The 15,261-nt window shown below is 64.1% G+C and carries 15 protein-coding genes; 7 read left to right on the top strand and 8 right to left on the bottom strand.

Annotated features, from left to right (window positions below; translation table 11 throughout):
* Positions 1-38 precede the first annotated feature (38 nt).
* A complete protein-coding gene (locus LGT36_RS08645) occupies positions 39-1,439 on the bottom strand; it encodes an aspartate ammonia-lyase (protein WP_226095969.1) in 1,401 nt (466 codons plus the stop codon).
* A gap of 230 nt (positions 1,440-1,669) precedes the next feature.
* Between LGT36_RS08645 and LGT36_RS08640 the strand changes: the two genes are divergently transcribed.
* Positions 1,670-2,059 (top strand): hypothetical protein, encoded by a 390-nt coding sequence (locus LGT36_RS08640; protein ID WP_226095970.1) that lies wholly within the window; start codon positions 1,670-1,672, stop codon positions 2,057-2,059.
* Positions 2,060-2,114: 55 nt separating this feature from the next.
* Here LGT36_RS08640 and LGT36_RS08635 read toward each other — a convergent pair whose 3' ends face one another.
* Together LGT36_RS08635 and LGT36_RS08630 are read right to left on the bottom strand one after the other, a co-directional pair.
* Complete coding sequence (locus tag LGT36_RS08635) at positions 2,115-3,035, bottom strand: carbohydrate kinase (protein ID WP_226095971.1); 921 nt, start codon at positions 3,033-3,035, stop codon at positions 2,115-2,117.
* Positions 3,025-3,243, bottom strand: a complete 219-nt coding sequence (locus LGT36_RS08630; RefSeq protein ID WP_370634288.1) for an exodeoxyribonuclease VII small subunit — start codon at positions 3,241-3,243, stop codon at positions 3,025-3,027. Before LGT36_RS08630 ends, LGT36_RS08635 begins: the two co-directional genes overlap by 11 nt.
* A gap of 105 nt (positions 3,244-3,348) precedes the next feature.
* On the opposite strand from LGT36_RS08630, the gene LGT36_RS08625 reads away from it, so the two are divergent.
* Positions 3,349-3,771 (top strand): hypothetical protein, encoded by a 423-nt coding sequence (locus LGT36_RS08625; RefSeq protein ID WP_226095972.1) that lies wholly within the window; start codon positions 3,349-3,351, stop codon positions 3,769-3,771.
* Positions 3,772-3,781: 10 nt separating this feature from the next.
* Here LGT36_RS08625 and xseA read toward each other — a convergent pair whose 3' ends face one another.
* Positions 3,782-5,071, bottom strand: coding sequence for an exodeoxyribonuclease VII large subunit (gene xseA, locus LGT36_RS08620; protein ID WP_226095973.1), 1,290 nt, complete (start codon positions 5,069-5,071; stop codon positions 3,782-3,784).
* Between the two features lie 30 nt (positions 5,072-5,101).
* Between xseA and LGT36_RS08615 the strand changes: the two genes are divergently transcribed.
* The gene (locus LGT36_RS08615) at positions 5,102-6,079 is read left to right on the top strand and encodes a 4-hydroxy-3-methylbut-2-enyl diphosphate reductase (protein WP_370634265.1); all 978 of its coding nucleotides are present in this window, start codon (positions 5,102-5,104) and stop codon (positions 6,077-6,079) included.
* Here LGT36_RS08615 and rmuC read toward each other — a convergent pair.
* A complete protein-coding gene (rmuC, locus tag LGT36_RS08610; RefSeq protein ID WP_226095975.1) occupies positions 6,076-7,431 on the bottom strand; it encodes a DNA recombination protein RmuC in 1,356 nt (451 codons plus the stop codon). The genes LGT36_RS08615 and rmuC overlap by 4 nt on opposite strands.
* A 258-nt stretch (positions 7,432-7,689) precedes the next feature.
* Between rmuC and LGT36_RS08605 the strand changes: the two genes are divergently transcribed.
* The 4 genes from LGT36_RS08605 to LGT36_RS08590 all read left to right on the top strand — a co-directional run bounded on the left by LGT36_RS08605 (position 7,690) and on the right by LGT36_RS08590 (position 13,119).
* On the top strand, positions 7,690-9,330 hold the full coding sequence (locus tag LGT36_RS08605) for an ABC transporter substrate-binding protein (RefSeq protein WP_226095976.1): 1,641 nt from the start codon (positions 7,690-7,692) through the stop codon (positions 9,328-9,330).
* 177 nt (positions 9,331-9,507) lie between these two features.
* A complete protein-coding gene (locus tag LGT36_RS08600) occupies positions 9,508-10,434 on the top strand; it encodes an ABC transporter permease (protein ID WP_226095977.1) in 927 nt (308 codons plus the stop codon).
* Positions 10,427-11,368, top strand: coding sequence for an ABC transporter permease (locus LGT36_RS08595; RefSeq protein WP_226095978.1), 942 nt, complete (start codon positions 10,427-10,429; stop codon positions 11,366-11,368). Before LGT36_RS08600 ends, LGT36_RS08595 begins: the two co-directional genes overlap by 8 nt.
* On the top strand, positions 11,365-13,119 hold the full coding sequence (locus LGT36_RS08590; RefSeq protein ID WP_370634264.1) for a dipeptide ABC transporter ATP-binding protein: 1,755 nt from the start codon (positions 11,365-11,367) through the stop codon (positions 13,117-13,119). The genes LGT36_RS08595 and LGT36_RS08590 overlap by 4 nt, the downstream gene beginning before the upstream one ends.
* A gap of 443 nt (positions 13,120-13,562) precedes the next feature.
* Here the strand turns inward: LGT36_RS08590 and LGT36_RS08585 are convergent, their stop codons facing one another.
* The 3 genes from LGT36_RS08585 to LGT36_RS08575 all read right to left on the bottom strand — a co-directional run bounded on the left by LGT36_RS08585 (position 13,563) and on the right by LGT36_RS08575 (position 14,687).
* Complete coding sequence (locus tag LGT36_RS08585) at positions 13,563-13,772, bottom strand: integrase core domain-containing protein (protein WP_226094641.1); 210 nt, start codon at positions 13,770-13,772, stop codon at positions 13,563-13,565.
* 215 nt (positions 13,773-13,987) lie between these two features.
* Entirely contained in the window at positions 13,988-14,308 is a 321-nt protein-coding gene (locus tag LGT36_RS08580) for an IS3 family transposase (RefSeq protein ID WP_248642054.1), read from the bottom strand.
* Between the two features lie 82 nt (positions 14,309-14,390).
* On the bottom strand, positions 14,391-14,687 hold the full coding sequence (locus LGT36_RS08575) for a transposase (RefSeq protein ID WP_226096502.1): 297 nt from the start codon (positions 14,685-14,687) through the stop codon (positions 14,391-14,393).
* Positions 14,688-15,261: the final 574 nt, after the last annotated feature.

Genomic DNA, 15,261 nt, shown 5'->3' with positions numbered 1-15,261 from the left:
CCCTCAGGGGTCAACCGTGGCAACTCGCTCGCTGTTCCTCAAGGCCGCAGTCTCGACCGCTCGCCCGTCATGGTGGTGACGTCGAGGAGGGCATCAAGTTGCGCTTCCGTGACGTCTCCGCGCTCGACGAAGCCGAGTGCCTCGACCGCTTCGCGCACGGTCACGCCGTTCTTCACGGCGTGCTTTGCGATCGCGGCGGCGTTCTCGTAGCCGACGACGCGGTTGAGGGGGGTGACGATGCTGGGGGAGGCCTCGGCAAGGAATCGAGCACGCTCGACGTTGGCCGTGATGCCCGACACCGTTTTGTCAGCAAGCACGCGGGTGGAGTTGGCGAGCAGACTCATCGACTCCAGCACGCCAAGTGCCATGACAGGGATCTGGACGTTGAGTTCGAAGGCTCCCGAGGCTCCCGCCCACGCGACGGTCGCATCGTTGCCCACGACGCGCGCACACACCATCAGCACCGCCTCCGGCACCACGGGATTGACCTTGCCTGGCATGATGCTCGACCCTGGCTGGAGGTCCGGTAGCGCGATCTCGCCCAGCCCCGTGTTGGGTCCGGAGCCCATCCACCGCAAGTCGTTGCACACCTTCGTGAGGCTCACCGCAATGGTGCGAAGGGCGCCGGACACTTCCACGAGCGCGTCACGTGCGGATTGCGCCTCGAAGTGGTCCCTGGCCTCCTTGATCGGCAGCCCCGTGTCTTCTGCCAGCAACTCAATGACGCGTTGCGGGAAGCCTTGAGGCGTGTTGATGCCCGTTCCCACCGCCGTTCCTCCGAGCGGCACCTCAGCGAGGCGCGGCAAGGCGGACTCGAGCCTTTCGATGCCGAGCCTGACGGCCGCCGCGTATCCGCCGAACTCCTGGCCAAGAGTCACGGGAGTGGCATCCATGAGGTGGGTTCGCCCCGACTTCACCACCTGGGAGAACTCGCTTGATTTGGCCTCAAGCGAGGAGGCGAGGTGATCGAGTGCGGGAACGAGGTCGTTCACGAGGGCCGAGGTCGCGGCGACGTGCACCGACGTGGGGAAGACGTCGTTGGACGATTGCGAGGCGTTGACGTGGTCGTTCGGGTGAACCTCGGCGCCCAGTCCACGGGTGGCAAGAGTGGCAAGAACCTCGTTCATGTTCATGTTGGAACTGGTGCCAGAACCCGTCTGAAAGACGTCGACCGGGAACTCGCCGTCGTATTCTCCGCCAGCCACCGCGTCGGCCGCGGAAACGATCGCCTCCGCAACGCCAGCCTCGAGAACTCCCAACTCGACGTTGGCGCGTGCGGCAGCCTTCTTCACACGTGCCAGGGCCTCGATGTGTCTGCGCGTGAGGGTGATCCCAGAGATCGGGAAGTTCTCGACGGCGCGCTGGGTCTGGGCCCGGTACAGGGCTGCGGCGGGAACGCGCACCTCGCCCATCGTGTCGTGCTCAATGCGGTAGTCCATAGGTCCCATTGTGTCAGCGAATGGGTAGCGACTGGAGTTGATGGCGAGCCTCGGGTAGAACGTCCCGGGGGGCTGCCGTTACACTGAACACGGCTGCCCAGCCACAACCGTCGAGGGCGACTCCATCACCAGGCATTTGCCGGGTTGAGAACGTCGACTCCGGTGTGGGACCTGTCAAGGTGACGGACCGTGCTCCTCAGTTGCTCTTCAGAAGCGAACTAGGGGGAACTATGGCGTTGACCGACGTCCCACCACAGCGACTGCTTGCTGCTATTCAAGAGGGCGAAGAGGCCTCGGCGCTCGAACTCATCAATCTTGCTTCCTCTCGCGACGCTTCCATCCGCGAGAGCGTCGCGGCGCGCCAAGACGCGCCCATCAGCGCCATGATCGTCCTCGCTCAGGACTCGAAGTCCAAGGTCCGCTACGCGCTCGCTTCCAACCCAGCCGTGGTGAAGGCGCAGTCGGTGCTTGGCATGCTCGCTGCGGACAAGGACACCGACGTGGGTATCGCCCTCGCGATGAACCCGGCGACTCCTCTCGACACCCTTCGCACGTTGGCCGAAGACGGCAAGAAGGGTGTTCGCAAGCTCGCGGCTGAGCGGATTGCGCGTCTGTCCTGAGCGTGTACGGCGGGTTGACTGTCAGGCTTGTCGCTGAGCGCTGTCTCTCGCGCCGCTAGGGCGCCGCGAGTTCGGCGGTCGTCGGCGGGTTCGCGCCTGCGCGCGAGACAGTGATCGCAGCAATCCGGCCGCAACGCCCTAGGACGTCGGCGATGACGTCTCGGGGGGCCGTTGCGAGCGCATCGCGGCGCTGAGCGCCCAGCAGACCGGCCTCCCAAAGCCCGTCAATCAGGCCGGCCATATAGGAATCTCCTGCGCCGACCGTATCGACCACCTGGACGCGCACTGGCGGCACATCAATGGCCTCGCCAGCGGCGACCGCGATGGAGCCCTCGCCGCCCCGCGTGACGACGACGAGCGCCGTGTTGGCGGCGGCCCACTGACGGGCGGCGTCGAGCGGGTCGGCGCCAGGCATGAGCCACTCGAGGTCTTCGTCAGACACCTTCACCACGTCCGCGAGCTCGACGAATGCTTCAATCCTTCGCAAGGCGCTCGACGGATCTCCCATCAGCGAGGGCCTGGCATTGGGGTCGTAGGTGATGGTCGAGGTGGCGCGTGCGGCGCGAAGCAACGCCTCAACGTCGCTTCCTCCCGGCTCGAGGACCGCAGCGATGGAGCCCGTGTGCACCACCGTCGGCGTTGGCCTTGTCACCGCCTTGCCGGGCAACTCCCACGCGAGGTCAAAGTCGTAAGAGGCCACACCCTCGGCGTCGATCGTGGCGGTCGCGACCGACGTGTGTGCAGCAGGAGCGCCGGCGGCGAGCCGGACTCCAGACGCCTCCAGATGCGCGCGCACCAACTCACCGTGAGGGTCGTCGCCAAGCGAGGTGAGGAGCTCGACGTCGCGACCCAGGCGGCCCAGGCCGAGCGCCACGTTGGCAGGCGATCCCCCGGGATGCGTCGCGGAGACGCCGTCTGGCGAGACGACCACGTCGACGAGCGCCTCGCCCACGATCAACGCATGATTACTTGTCACTGTCACTCCCGGTGGCCTTGGCGATGGTGTCTTCTGCACCGGCGAGCAAGCTTTCGCAGCGGCGCGCGAGGGCTTCGCCTCGCTCCCACAGTGACATCGAGTCGTCCAGCGTCGTTGCCCCTGCCTCAAGGCGCGCGACGATGTCGATCAACTCATCGCGTGCCTGTTCATAGGTCAGATCGTCTGCTGGCGGCATCTTTTTTGTCACGTGCTCACGTTATCGCGTCATAGTCCGGGACTTCGGTCCTCTCATGACGTACACGATGGAAGAAAAGTGCACATCTTCCGCCACTGCTCACAATGAGGTGACACCATGGCCAACGATCACTCGCGCGCCGCGCTACCAGGACCGCTAGACCCGAGCCTGTCGGACAACGACCTCGCCCAATTGGCGCGGTCGGAGCAGGCTACGGTTCGCGCAGCAGCAGCCGCACACCCGAACACTCCGCTGACGATCATTCTCCAGTTGGCGCGCGACGAAGCGCATGTGGTGCGAGCCGGTGTGGCTCGCAACCCGCGACCGGGAATCCCTGAAGAGGTGCTGCGCGACCTTGCCACTGACAATGCGGCAGAGGTGGTCTTCGCGCTCATCGCGAATGACTCGGTCCCCGACTCTGTCATCGCGCGCGTCATGAGAGGAAAGCACAAGGACGCCTACGGCCCTGCGAAGGCGCGGCTGTCGAAGTCCGGCACCAAGACAGGCATTCTCGGAGGGCTCGCCGCGCTGCGCGGCTAGTCCTCACACGCTAGGACGGCGGTGACACCTCGGTCACGCGTGCGCCAAGCCCGCCTGAGGCAAGGCGTACCAAGACGTCGTCGCCCACAGCGACGTCGTCCGATGACGTGATGACTCTTCCGGCCGAGTCCCTGACCACTGCGTAGCCGCGATCGAGCGTCGATTGCGGGCTGAGTGCGCGCAAGGATGCCGTGGCGGAGGCCAGTTCGCCGCGCGCGCGGGCAACCGTGGTGGTAGTGGCCGTACGCAGAGTCGCGCGCAGGTGGTGGAGTTTGTCGCGGTGAGGTTCGAGCATGCGCACCGGCTGACTGAGCACAGGCCGCGCGCGAAGGTCAGCCAGACGTTCGCGCTCGCGGCCAACTCGCGCTGTCACCGCGGCGACCATGAGTGCACGGGCTCCAGCGAGCCGTTCGCCCTCGGCGGCGGCGTCGGGCACGACGCGCTTTCCCGCATCGGTGGGCGTCGACGCGCGATAGTCGGCCACGAGATCGAGGAGCGGGCTGTCCATCTCGTGCCCAATGGCGCTCACCAGAGGGGTGAGGACCGCTCCGGCGACGCGCACCAACTTCTCGTCGCTGAAGGCGAGCAGGTCCTCCAAGGATCCGCCGCCTCGAGCGACGACGATGACGTCAACGTCGGGTAGCGCGTCAAGCTCTTGGAGGGCAGCTGAGACGTCTGCGACGGCGCGCGGTCCCTGGACGGTAACCCGCCTGATCTCGAACCGAGCAGCTGGCCATCGGGCGGTCGCGTTGGTGACCACGTCATGCTCTGCGTCGCCTTGAGTCGCGACCACCAGGCCGATGCGGCGGGGAATCATCGGTAAGGGCACCTTGCGGTCGGGCGAGAAGAGTCCCTCCGCTGCCAGCGCCGCCTTGAGAGCTTCGATGCGCGCGAGCAGGTCCCCGAGGCCAACGGAACGCACCTGGTCGCCGACCATCTGAAGGTCTCCGCCCCTTGGCCACCACTGCGGCTTGGCGTGGACCACCACGCGCGCCCCGTCCTTCAGGGGAACGCCAAGTGCGTCGACCTCTGACGCAGGAAGCGTGGCCTTGAGCGACATGTTCTCTTCTGTGTCACGCAACGTGAGAAACACGAGGTGACGCCAGCGCTTGACGTTGAGTACCTGCCCCTCGACCCAGACGGGACTCATACGCGCGATGTACTCGCCGATCTTTGGGCTCAGGTGGCGCACCGGCCAGGGTCGTTCCGCCGACGTGTCCGCAGCGGTGCCTGCGAGCGAGATGGTGGCCGCGGGAAGGATGTGCGGTGCGGGTTCGTTGTCTCCTTGAGCGTGGGCCACCGTCCAAGCCTGCCACGTAGGATGGAGAACATGCCTCCCAGCACCACCCAGCGAGTCCTTCTCGCCGCGCCGCGCGGATACTGTGCCGGCGTTGACAGGGCCGTCATCGCCGTGGAAAAGGCGCTTGAACTGCACGGCGCCCCCATTTACGTTCGCAAAGAGATCGTCCACAACAAGTACGTGGTCGAAACGTTGACGGAGCGCGGAGCCATCTTTGTCTCGGAGACCGACGAGGTGCCTGAGGGCGCGCGCGTCGTGTTCTCGGCTCATGGCGTGTCACCCGCAGTGCGCGATGCCGCAGCGGCTCGCCAGCTGACCACGATCGACGCGACCTGCCCTCTTGTCACCAAGGTGCACAAGGAAGCCGTCCGCTTCGCGCGCGACAACCAGACCATCTTGCTCATTGGCCACACGGGCCACGAAGAGGTGGAGGGGACTGCGGGGGAAGCGCCCGAGAACACCATCGTCGTGAACTCTCCGGAGGACGTAGCGGGCATCGAGGTGCCAGATCCGAGCAACGTCGTATGGCTTTCCCAGACCACCCTGTCCGTTGACGAGACGATGGAGACGGTCCGCCGTTTGCGAGAGAAGTTCCCAGAACTTCAGGATCCTCCCAGCGACGACATTTGCTACGCCACCCAGAACCGGCAGGTGGCGGTCAAGAAGATTGCTCCGCAAGTTGAACTCATGATTGTGGTGGGCTCGGCGAACTCGTCCAACTCGGTGCGCCTTGTCGAGGTGGCGCTGCAGTCAGGTGCCGACTCTTCGTTCCGCATCGACAGGGCCCGCGAGCTGCGCGACGAGTGGTTCGACGGCGTGAGCACCGTGGGCGTCACGTCTGGTGCGTCTGTTCCTGAGATCTTGGTGCGCGACGTGCTCGACGCTCTCGCCGCGCGCGGCTTCGAGACGGTGGAAGAGGTGCGCACCGCGACGGAGGACCTGATGTTCTCGCTGCCACGCGAGATTCGTGCCGATCTGAAGCAGCGCGAGGCGGCCGCGAGCGCCTAGGTCGTCGGCTCGTCTCCAGCGTCGAACTCAGGCGAGGCAATCTGTCGAATATCGAGGTGTACTGGGTTCGACTCCTCGATGGCACCGCTGATCTCTTGCATTTCGCCAAACTTCCGCGCGCTGACGAGCACCCGCGATTCCATGGAAGCGACCGTGGCGTTGTAGGCCTTGCCTGCGCCCTCTAGCGCCTTGCCGACGCGCGCCAAGTGGCCGCCCATGGTGATCAGGCGGTCGTAGAGTTCCTTGCCGGTCGCGAGGACTTGCTGGGCGTTCTTGGCGAGCGTGTCCTCTTTCCAGGCGTGCGCGACGGTGCGCAGCATCGCCACCAACGTGGTGGGCGTTGCGATGACCACGCGCTTGGCGAACGCGTACTCCTGCAACCCTCGGTCTTGCTCGAGAGCGCTTTGATAGAAGGCCTCAGAAGGCACGAACATCACCACGAACTCCGGCGCAGAGTCGAACATGTCCCAGTACTTCTTGGAGGCGAGGTCGTCCACGTGCTTCTTGACGTGGCGCGCGTGCGCGAGCAGGCGTTCGGCCCTCACCACCTCGTCATCGGTCTCGAAGGCCTCCAGCAGTGCCGAAAGGGCGACCTTGGAATCGACAACAATGGTCCTGCCGCCGGCGAGTTTGACCGTCATGTCCGGACGCAAGTTCTTGCCCTCAGCGTCCTTGACGTTCTCTTGCTCCTCGAAATCGACGTGGTTCACCATGCCGGAGAGTTCGACAACTCGGCGCAATTGCACCTCTCCCCAGTTCCCTCGCACGTCTGAGCGGCGCAAGGTGTTGATGAAATCCGATGTCTTCTTGTCGAGTTTTTCCGAGGCGTCGAGCATCTGGCGCACTTGTTGGGCGAGTGCGGCCTGCCCTTCGGCTCGACTCCTGTCGGTCTCTGTTGTCTGGCGCTGAACCTCGAGAAGGGCCTTTGCGATGGGCTCGACCATGGTCTTGACCGACTGCTCGCGCTTGGCCAGTTCAGCGTCGGCCGCCTGCCGTTCCCTACTCAACCGCTCTTGCGCCACGGCGAGCAATTGCTCTTGGCTGGCCTTGAGGGTCTCCGCAGACAGAGCCTGGAACTCTCGCCGGAGGGTCTCTTGATCGCCCCTAATCTGCAGCACGTACTTGTCGTGAGCCTCAGTGAGCGCCGCCTCTCGCCTTGCCGCGGCCTCGGCGGTCTCGACAATGCGACGCTCGAAATCCACCGCCCTGGCGCGTTCGACGTCGAGCGCCGAACGGGCCTCTGCCACTCTGGCATCGGCGTCGCGAGTGGCCGATGCGGTGCGCAGCGCGCCCAGCAAGTAACCGATAGCGATTCCTGCAATGCCTGCTACAACGGCAATCAAGTACTCCATGCCCACACTCTGTCATGTGACACAGACAAGGCGCGCGTTTTGGTCAGCAACGGGCCTTTTGTGCTCAAAGTGTGATCTACGTCACATGACACTCCGATTGCATATCGGAATCGATGCCTGCGCGTAACGTGTTCGTTACGTGCTATTCCCTAAAATGATTGAGACTCAGGGGAACCTCCCCTGCGTCCCCTCGTAGACGTTCACGCGGACATATCCATGCTCGCGAACGGCCTTGCGAGAGAAGAAAGGAGCCCGAGTATGAAACTCGGTACATGGACTAAGGGCCTCGCGGTCGTTGCGGCGGCGTCACTGACGCTGGCCGCTTGCGGTTCCAGCGACGACGCAGACCCCACCACTTCCGGCGGCACCGGCGGCACCACCGACGGTACGGCGATTATCTCCACCAACGGTTCCGAGCCCGCGAACCCGCTGATCCCTTCGGCCACCAATGAGACCGGCGGCGGCAAGATTGTCGACGCACTCTTCGCTGGCCTCGTCTACTACGACGGCGAAGGCACCCCTCACAACGAGGTTGCCGAGTCGATCACGACCGACGACTCTCAGACCTTCACCGTGAAGCTGAAGGAGGGGTGGACGTTTACGGACGGCACCCCCGTTCTCGCGCACAACTTTGTGGACGCCTGGAACTGGGGCGCAGACCTGGCGAACGCCGACGTCTCGCTCAACAGCTACTTCTTCGAGCCCATCGAGGGCTTCAGCTGGGAAGAGTCCGTTCCCGAGATGTCCGGCCTTGAGGTCGTTGATGACCTGACGTTCACCGTCACGCTCAACCAGCAGCAGGCTGACTTCCCGCTGTCGCTTGGTTACTCCGCGTTCTACCCGCTCCCCGACGTCGCTTTTGAGGACCTCGAGGCCTTCGGTCAGAACCCGGTGGGCAACGGCATCTACATGCTCGAAGACCCGGCCGACTGGCAGCACGACGTTCAGATCGAGCTCGCGACCAACCCGGACTACGCGGGTGAGCGTGTTGCTCAGAACGATGGCCTGAGGATCGTCTTCTACGCACAGCAGGACGCGGCCTACGCTGACCTCCTCGCAGGCAACGTCGACGTGATCGACGGCATCCCTGACTCCGCGTTTGAGGTCTTCGAGTCGGACCTCGGTGACCGCGCTGTGAACCAGCCGGCCGCCGTCTTCCAGTCGTTCACGATTCCTGCCCGCCTCGACCACTTCTCTGGCGAAGAGGGCAACCTGCGTCGTCAGGCGCTGTCGATGGCGATCAACCGCGAGGAAATCACGGACGTCATCTTCCAGGGCACCCGCACGCCGGCCAGCGACTTCACGTCGCCGGTCATCAGCGGTTGGTCTGACTCCATCCCAGGCTCAGAGGTTCTCGAGTACAACCCCGAGAAGGCCGCTGAACTGTGGGCAGAGGCCGACGCCATTAACCCCTGGACCGGTACCTTCCGCATCGGCTACAACGCCGACGGTGGTCACCAGGGCTGGGTCGACGCAGTGATCAACTCGATCAAGAACTCGCTCGGCATCGAGGCGGAGGGCAACCCCTTCCCGACGTTCGGCGAGTTCCGCACCCAGGTCACCGATCGGTCTATTGACTCCGCGTTCCGCACAGGTTGGCAGGCGGATTACCCGTCGCTGTTCAACTTCCTCGGCCCGCTTTACGGCACCGGCGCAGGATCGAACGACGGCGACTACTCGTCGGCTGAGTTCGACGCTCTTCTCAAGGAGGGTTCGGCGATGACCGACACTGAAGAGGCGAACGCCACGTTCCAGGAGGCACAGGAGATCCTGTTCGAGGAACTTCCTGCCATCCCGCTGTGGTACTCCAACGTGACTGGCGGCTACGCCGACACCGTTGACAACGTGGTATTCGACTGGCACTCCGTGCCGCTGTACTACCAGATCACCAAGAACTAGGTGAGTCGACGGCCCGTCCCGCCTCGTGCGGGGCGGGCCGTTTCCCGTTCGCTTCCTGGTGACGACGCCTCCACCACGCCGCACAGGGCTAGGCCCTTTGCTGTGATCGCGTACTCACTGGCACAGTAGAATTAATTCCCACATGCCCATTCCAACCGATACGTACGGGGTCCACCCATGCTGATGTACGTGGTGCGCCGCTTATTGCAGGCCATCCCCGTGTTCTTGGGAACAACGTTCCTGATTTACTTCATGGTTTTCTCGATGCCGGGAAACCCTGTGCTCGCGTTGTTCGGAGACAAGACCCCGAGCCCTGCGGTGCTCGAAGCGGTCACCGCTCAGTACAACCTCGATAAGCCGTTCATGGTGCAGTACTTCCTGTACCTCAAGAACCTGTTCACCGGCGACCTCGGCGTCACCTTCTCCGGACGCGAGGTCAGCGATATCCTCGCGCGCGCCTTCCCCATCACGCTCAAGCTCGTGCTCATGGCCGTGGTGATCGAGTTGATCCTGGCCGTGGTGCTTGGCCTCATCTCTGGCTTGCGCAAGGGCGGCATCGTCGACAACGCGAACCTGATCACGGCGCTCGTGTTGAGCTCGGTGCCGCCATTCGTCGCGCTGTTCGTGGCCCAATACTTCATCGGGATCAAGCTCGGATGGTCGCCCGTCACCGTGGGAGCAAATTCCACGTGGGGGGCGATGCTGCTCCCTGCGATCGTCATCGCGCTGACCATCTACGTGATCGGCATGCGACTCATGCGCGGGTCCGTCATCGAGGCCCAGTCTGCCGAGTACGTGCGCACCGCCGCCGCGAAGGGCCTCAGCCGCCGACGCATCATTCCCGTGCACATCGCGCGCAACTCGCTCATCCCGGTGCTGACTAACACGGCCGCCAGCTTTGGTGCACTCATTGCGGGCACCACCGTGACCGAGGGCATTTTCAATATCCCCGGCATCGGCAAGGTGCTCTTCGACGCGATTCGTCTTCAAGAGAATGCGACCGTGGTGTCCTTTGTCACCATCCTCACCCTCATGTATGTGACCATGAACATCTTGGTGGACCTGTTGTACGCCGTTCTCGACCCAAGGATTCGTTATGTCTGACCGCCCAGTCGAGCACTACGTTGCTCCCGTTGACCCAGCGGACGCGATCGAGGTCGACAAGATCAAGTTGGGTGACCGCCGCTCCAACCTGTGGCTCGATGCGTGGCGTGACTTGCGCCGGCGGCCCTTGTTCTACGTCGCCGTCACCATCGTGCTCATCGTGAGCGCTGCGGCCTTGTTCCCTTCGCTGTTCACCCAGGTCGATCCGGCATTCGGCGAACTGTCCAAGTCCAACCAGCCGCCCATGGACGGGCACCCGTTGGGCTTTACGCGCCAGGGCTACGACGTGTATGCACGCATCATCTACGGCGCGAGTACCTCGCTGTCCGTCGGCATCCTGGTGGTCCTGATCACCGCAGCGATCGGCATCCCCATGGGTGCACTTGCGGCCTTCTACGGCGGCTGGGTCGACTCGCTACTGTCCCGCGTCGGCGACATTTTCTTCGCGATCCCCTACTTCCTCGCCGCCGTGGTGGTGATGTCGGTGCTTTCCGCACACCGGAACGTCTTTGTGATTGCGTTGGCCATCGGAGGTTTCGCGTGGGCTTCTCTTGCGAGGATCCTGAGAGCTGAGGTCCTGCAGGTGAAGAACCTCGAGTACGTCATGGCCTCTGAGGCGGTGGGGCGCTCGAAGTTCTCCACGCTGCTCAGGCACGTGCTTCCCAACTCCCTGACCCCCGTCATCGTCTACCTGACCATCGCCCTTGGTGCCGCGATCACTGCGGAGGCGACGCTGTCCTTCCTCGGCATTGGACTCCCGACTCGGGTGGTCTCATGGGGCGGAGACATCGCCCAGGCTCAGACCACGCTGAGGACGGCGCCGATGGTGCTGTTCTGGCCATCGCTCGCACTCACCGTCACGGTGCTGGCCTTCATCATGCTCGGCGAGCTCATCAGAGACGCCCTTGACCCGAAGGCGAGGGCTCGTCGATGACCCGGGAGACCACAGTGGAAGTTCGGTCGACCCGCGAGGCAGCCGTCGATCCCAATGCACCCATCGTTCAGGTCGAGAACCTCGAGGTGACCTTCGAGACCGGCATGGGCGACGTGCAAGCGGTGCGCGGAGTGTCGTTCGAGATCTTCCCTGGGGAAACCGTCGCCATTGTCGGCGAGTCGGGTTCTGGAAAGTCGACCACAGCGACGGCACTCATCAAGTTGCTCGCGGGCAATGGCCACGTGTCTGGAGGGCGAATCCTCGTCGAAGGCAAGGACATCACGAGCTATAGCGAGAGCCAGATGGCAGGCATTCGTGGGGGAGTGATCGGCTACGTTCCTCAGGACCCGATGTCCAACCTGAACCCCGTGTGGTCCATCGGATTCCAGGTGCGCGAGGCGATCCAGGCCAATGGTGTCGCTACGGGACGCAAAGCCGTTCAGGCCAAGGCCATCGAGGTGCTCCAGCAGGCAGGCCTCCCCGACGCCGCCCGGCGAATGAAGCAGTTCCCTCACCAGTTCTCAGGGGGCATGCGTCAGCGCGTGCTCATCGGCATCGGTCTTGGTGCGGAGCCGCGCCTGCTGATCGCAGACGAGCCGACGTCGGCGCTCGACGTCACCGTCCAGAAGGTCATCCTCGACCACATCGAGTCGCTGACGCGCGACCGCGACACCGCCGTGCTCCTGATCACCCACGACCTCGGCCTCGCGGCTGATCGCGCGACCAAGCTCATCGTGATGCACCAGGGCAAGATCGTGGAGTCTGGCAAGAGCCTGGACATCCTCCAGAATCCTCAGCACCCCTACACGAAGCGCCTCATCGCTTCCGCGCCGTCGCTCGCTTCGCGCCGTATCCACTCGTCGTCGTCGGCGACGCCGCTCACGGACGACGACGTTCCCGACATGCTCAGGCTTGCCACACGACATGAAGAGACGGGTTCGACGGTCGAGGCCGCTCCAATCGCCGTGTCTGTAAAGGACCTACGCAAGACGTACTCGATCAGGCGAGGAGGCTTCAAGTCTGAGCCGCTGCACGCCGTGGATGGGGTCTCGTTCGACATTCACAAGGGCACCACCATGGCGCTCGTGGGGGAGTCCGGCTCTGGCAAGTCGACGGCCGCTAGGCTCATTTTGGGCCTCGAGCCGCCCACGTCCGGCGAGGTCGTCGTCAGCGGTACCGCCATGACGGGCGTGTCCCGTCGGCAACTCTTCGATCTTCGCAGGCGCATGCAAGTGGTGTTCCAAGACCCGTACGCCTCGCTCGACCCGCAGCGTTCTATTGGCGCGATCATCGCCGAGCCGCTCAAGGTTCACCGGGTGGGAGACCGCAACAGCCGCTTGGAGCGGGTCGAGGAGCTTCTCGACCAGGTCGCTTTGCCCACGGCGCTCGCGCACCGTTATCCCAACGAGCTGTCGGGTGGCCAGCGTCAGCGTGTCGCGATCGCGAGGGCGCTCGCTCTGAAGCCCGACGTGGTGGTGCTCGACGAGGCCGTGTCGGCGCTCGACGTGTTGGTCCAGGCGCAGATTCTCCAGTTGCTGGCCGACCTTCAGTCGGAACTGGGGCTCACGTACCTGTTCATCACTCACGACCTCGCGGTGGTCAGGGTGGTCGCAGACACCGTTGCTGTCATGGATCAGGGCAAGATCGTGGAGACCGGCCTTACGGACGAGATCTTCGACAACGCTAAGCAGTCCTACACTCAGCGACTGCTGGACGCCATTCCGGGCTCCGGAATCAGGTGGCCTTCGTAAGGGATCATTGTGGGCCGTCGGGATGCGGTGGCACATCGTTCCTGCTCATGACCCTGGTAACGGTGCGTTCGCCCCGTGATGCTCGTGGCCGGTGCTTTGTGGCAACCTGGCCTTAACGGTCATCGTGGGGCATGTTCCAGCGCTCCACTCCGGTCGCGCGATCGGCTTCCCATATGGGTGCGTGCGTAGCGGAGCCATATGGCAGGCTCGGGCGCCTGCGACGGCGGTTCGTGCTGCGGGCGGTTCCGAGCACCGCGGCCTCCGGGGAACGGTGACTATCGTTGGCGGCCCCGCTTGCTGTTGCGTCTCACGAGGTTGTTGACATGGTTCGGGGTGTGAGGGCGGGATAGGCCTTGGGGCAGGATGGAAATACTGGTACAACCCTCCGTCGCAAAGGACCTGTGGATCCTGACCCGGTCTCGTGGACACGGGTGGTGTGTTGATCATGTCGCAGTGGCGACACGGTTGCGAAGTGCGTCGTAGTCGGTTGGGCTGAGGTCGCCGAGCGACGAGTGGCGGCGGCGAGGGTCGTAGAGCGCCTCGATCCACTCGAACATCGCTGAGGCGAGTTCGGTGCGCGTTTCCCATTCGTGGCGATCCAGAAGTTCGCGCTGCATTGTCGACCAGAACGACTCGCCCAGGGCGTTGTCCACGTACGAGGCGACCCGGCCCTCGAGCCCAGCAGCCCGGCTTGAGGTAGCCGCTGGCCGAAGACCCAACTGGTGTATTGAGCTCCGCGATCAGCATGCACGATGGTGTCGGGCTGGGATCGGCGTTGCCAGCGGGCCATCTCGAGGGCGTCGACGACAATCTCGGAGCTGATGCGATCCGAGATCGACCACCCGACCACCCGACCACGCGCCGAGAGTCAAGCGTCGATCACGGCAGGGCAGTGAGCCCACCCGTCCTTCGCGCGATGCTGGGTGATGTCCGAAAACCACAGACGGTCAGGGGCCTCAGCGCGGAAGATCCGATTCACGAGGTCCTCGTGTGGCGCGGGGGCTGGCTTCCAGCCGCGACGCTTGCGTCGGTGACACACGCCTTGCAGGTCCGCCAGGCGCATCAGGCGGGAGACACCTTTGCGCCCAACGTTCATACCCATCCCCAAGCGCAGCTCGGCATGGATTCGGGGAGCGCCACAGGTGCCACGTGATTCCAAATGGACTTGACAAATCGTTGCCGCCAGCACTTGGTCGGCGACCAATCTTGCCGACGGGCCCGGTTGCACCAGGCTTAGTAGCCGGCGCGCGAGACCTTCAACACCCGGCACGTCACCGCGACGGCAAAGCTGTCAGCGGTGAGCTCGCGGACGAGCCGGAACGCCATTTTGGGAGGACGTTCTCGCGAGCGAAATAGGCCGAGGCGCGCTTGAGGATCTCTATCTCGGTCTCGAGCACCCGGTTCTTGCGGCGCAGCTCGACCAACTCGTCCTTATCCGTGGTCGTCAGCCCTTCACGGTAGCCGCGGTCGACTTCGTCCTGGGACATCCAGCGGCGCAGACACGACTCGCTGATCCCCAGATTGCGGGCAGTGGCCGCGATCTGCCCAACCTGCGCAGCCAGATCCAATGCTCGACGCCCAATCTTCCAATGGGATCATCCACCCAATCTGTCTGGGTGGCCTCGTTCTCGCCCGCCGCTATGGCCTCATTTTCAAGCGCCGCCGACAATTCACTCGCCTCACATCAAGTATCCACCAAAGAGGGTCAGGCTCCCACCTTTTTTCAGCCCGCGTGCCGCCCCCAATCAAGTCCCAACCGGCGAGAAGGATCCCTCAATCGCCCCGAGTTTGGTGGAGGGTCTGATTCTCCGAACGGAAGGAAGTCCTGCCGACGCCGAGGTCGTTGCCGCAGGAGCTTAGGGAGCGTTCCGTGCGGCCACTGACAAACGATGCCGCAGGAAATGCTGCTGTCGTCGAACGCCGCGGTGATCCGTGTGGGCCAGCGGGTCGGAGTCAATCCCGGCAAGTTGCGCGGCTGAGTGGGGCAGGCCGGACTGATGCCGGCGAGGTGGTCGAGGCCACGACGACGGACGCGACCACGATCAAGGCGTTGGAGCGTGCAGTCCCAAAACAGAAACGCCCGAAGGAGACTCCGCTCGCCGCGTCGTCCTTCCTCGCGCGGGTGCCCGACCCGCGATTTCC

The organism is Demequina sp. TMPB413, assembly GCF_020447105.2.
Taxonomy (GTDB): Bacteria; Actinomycetota; Actinomycetes; order Actinomycetales; family Demequinaceae; genus Demequina.
Note: the sequence above shows the minus strand (reverse complement) of the source record. Positions and strands in the feature narration are given on the sequence as shown.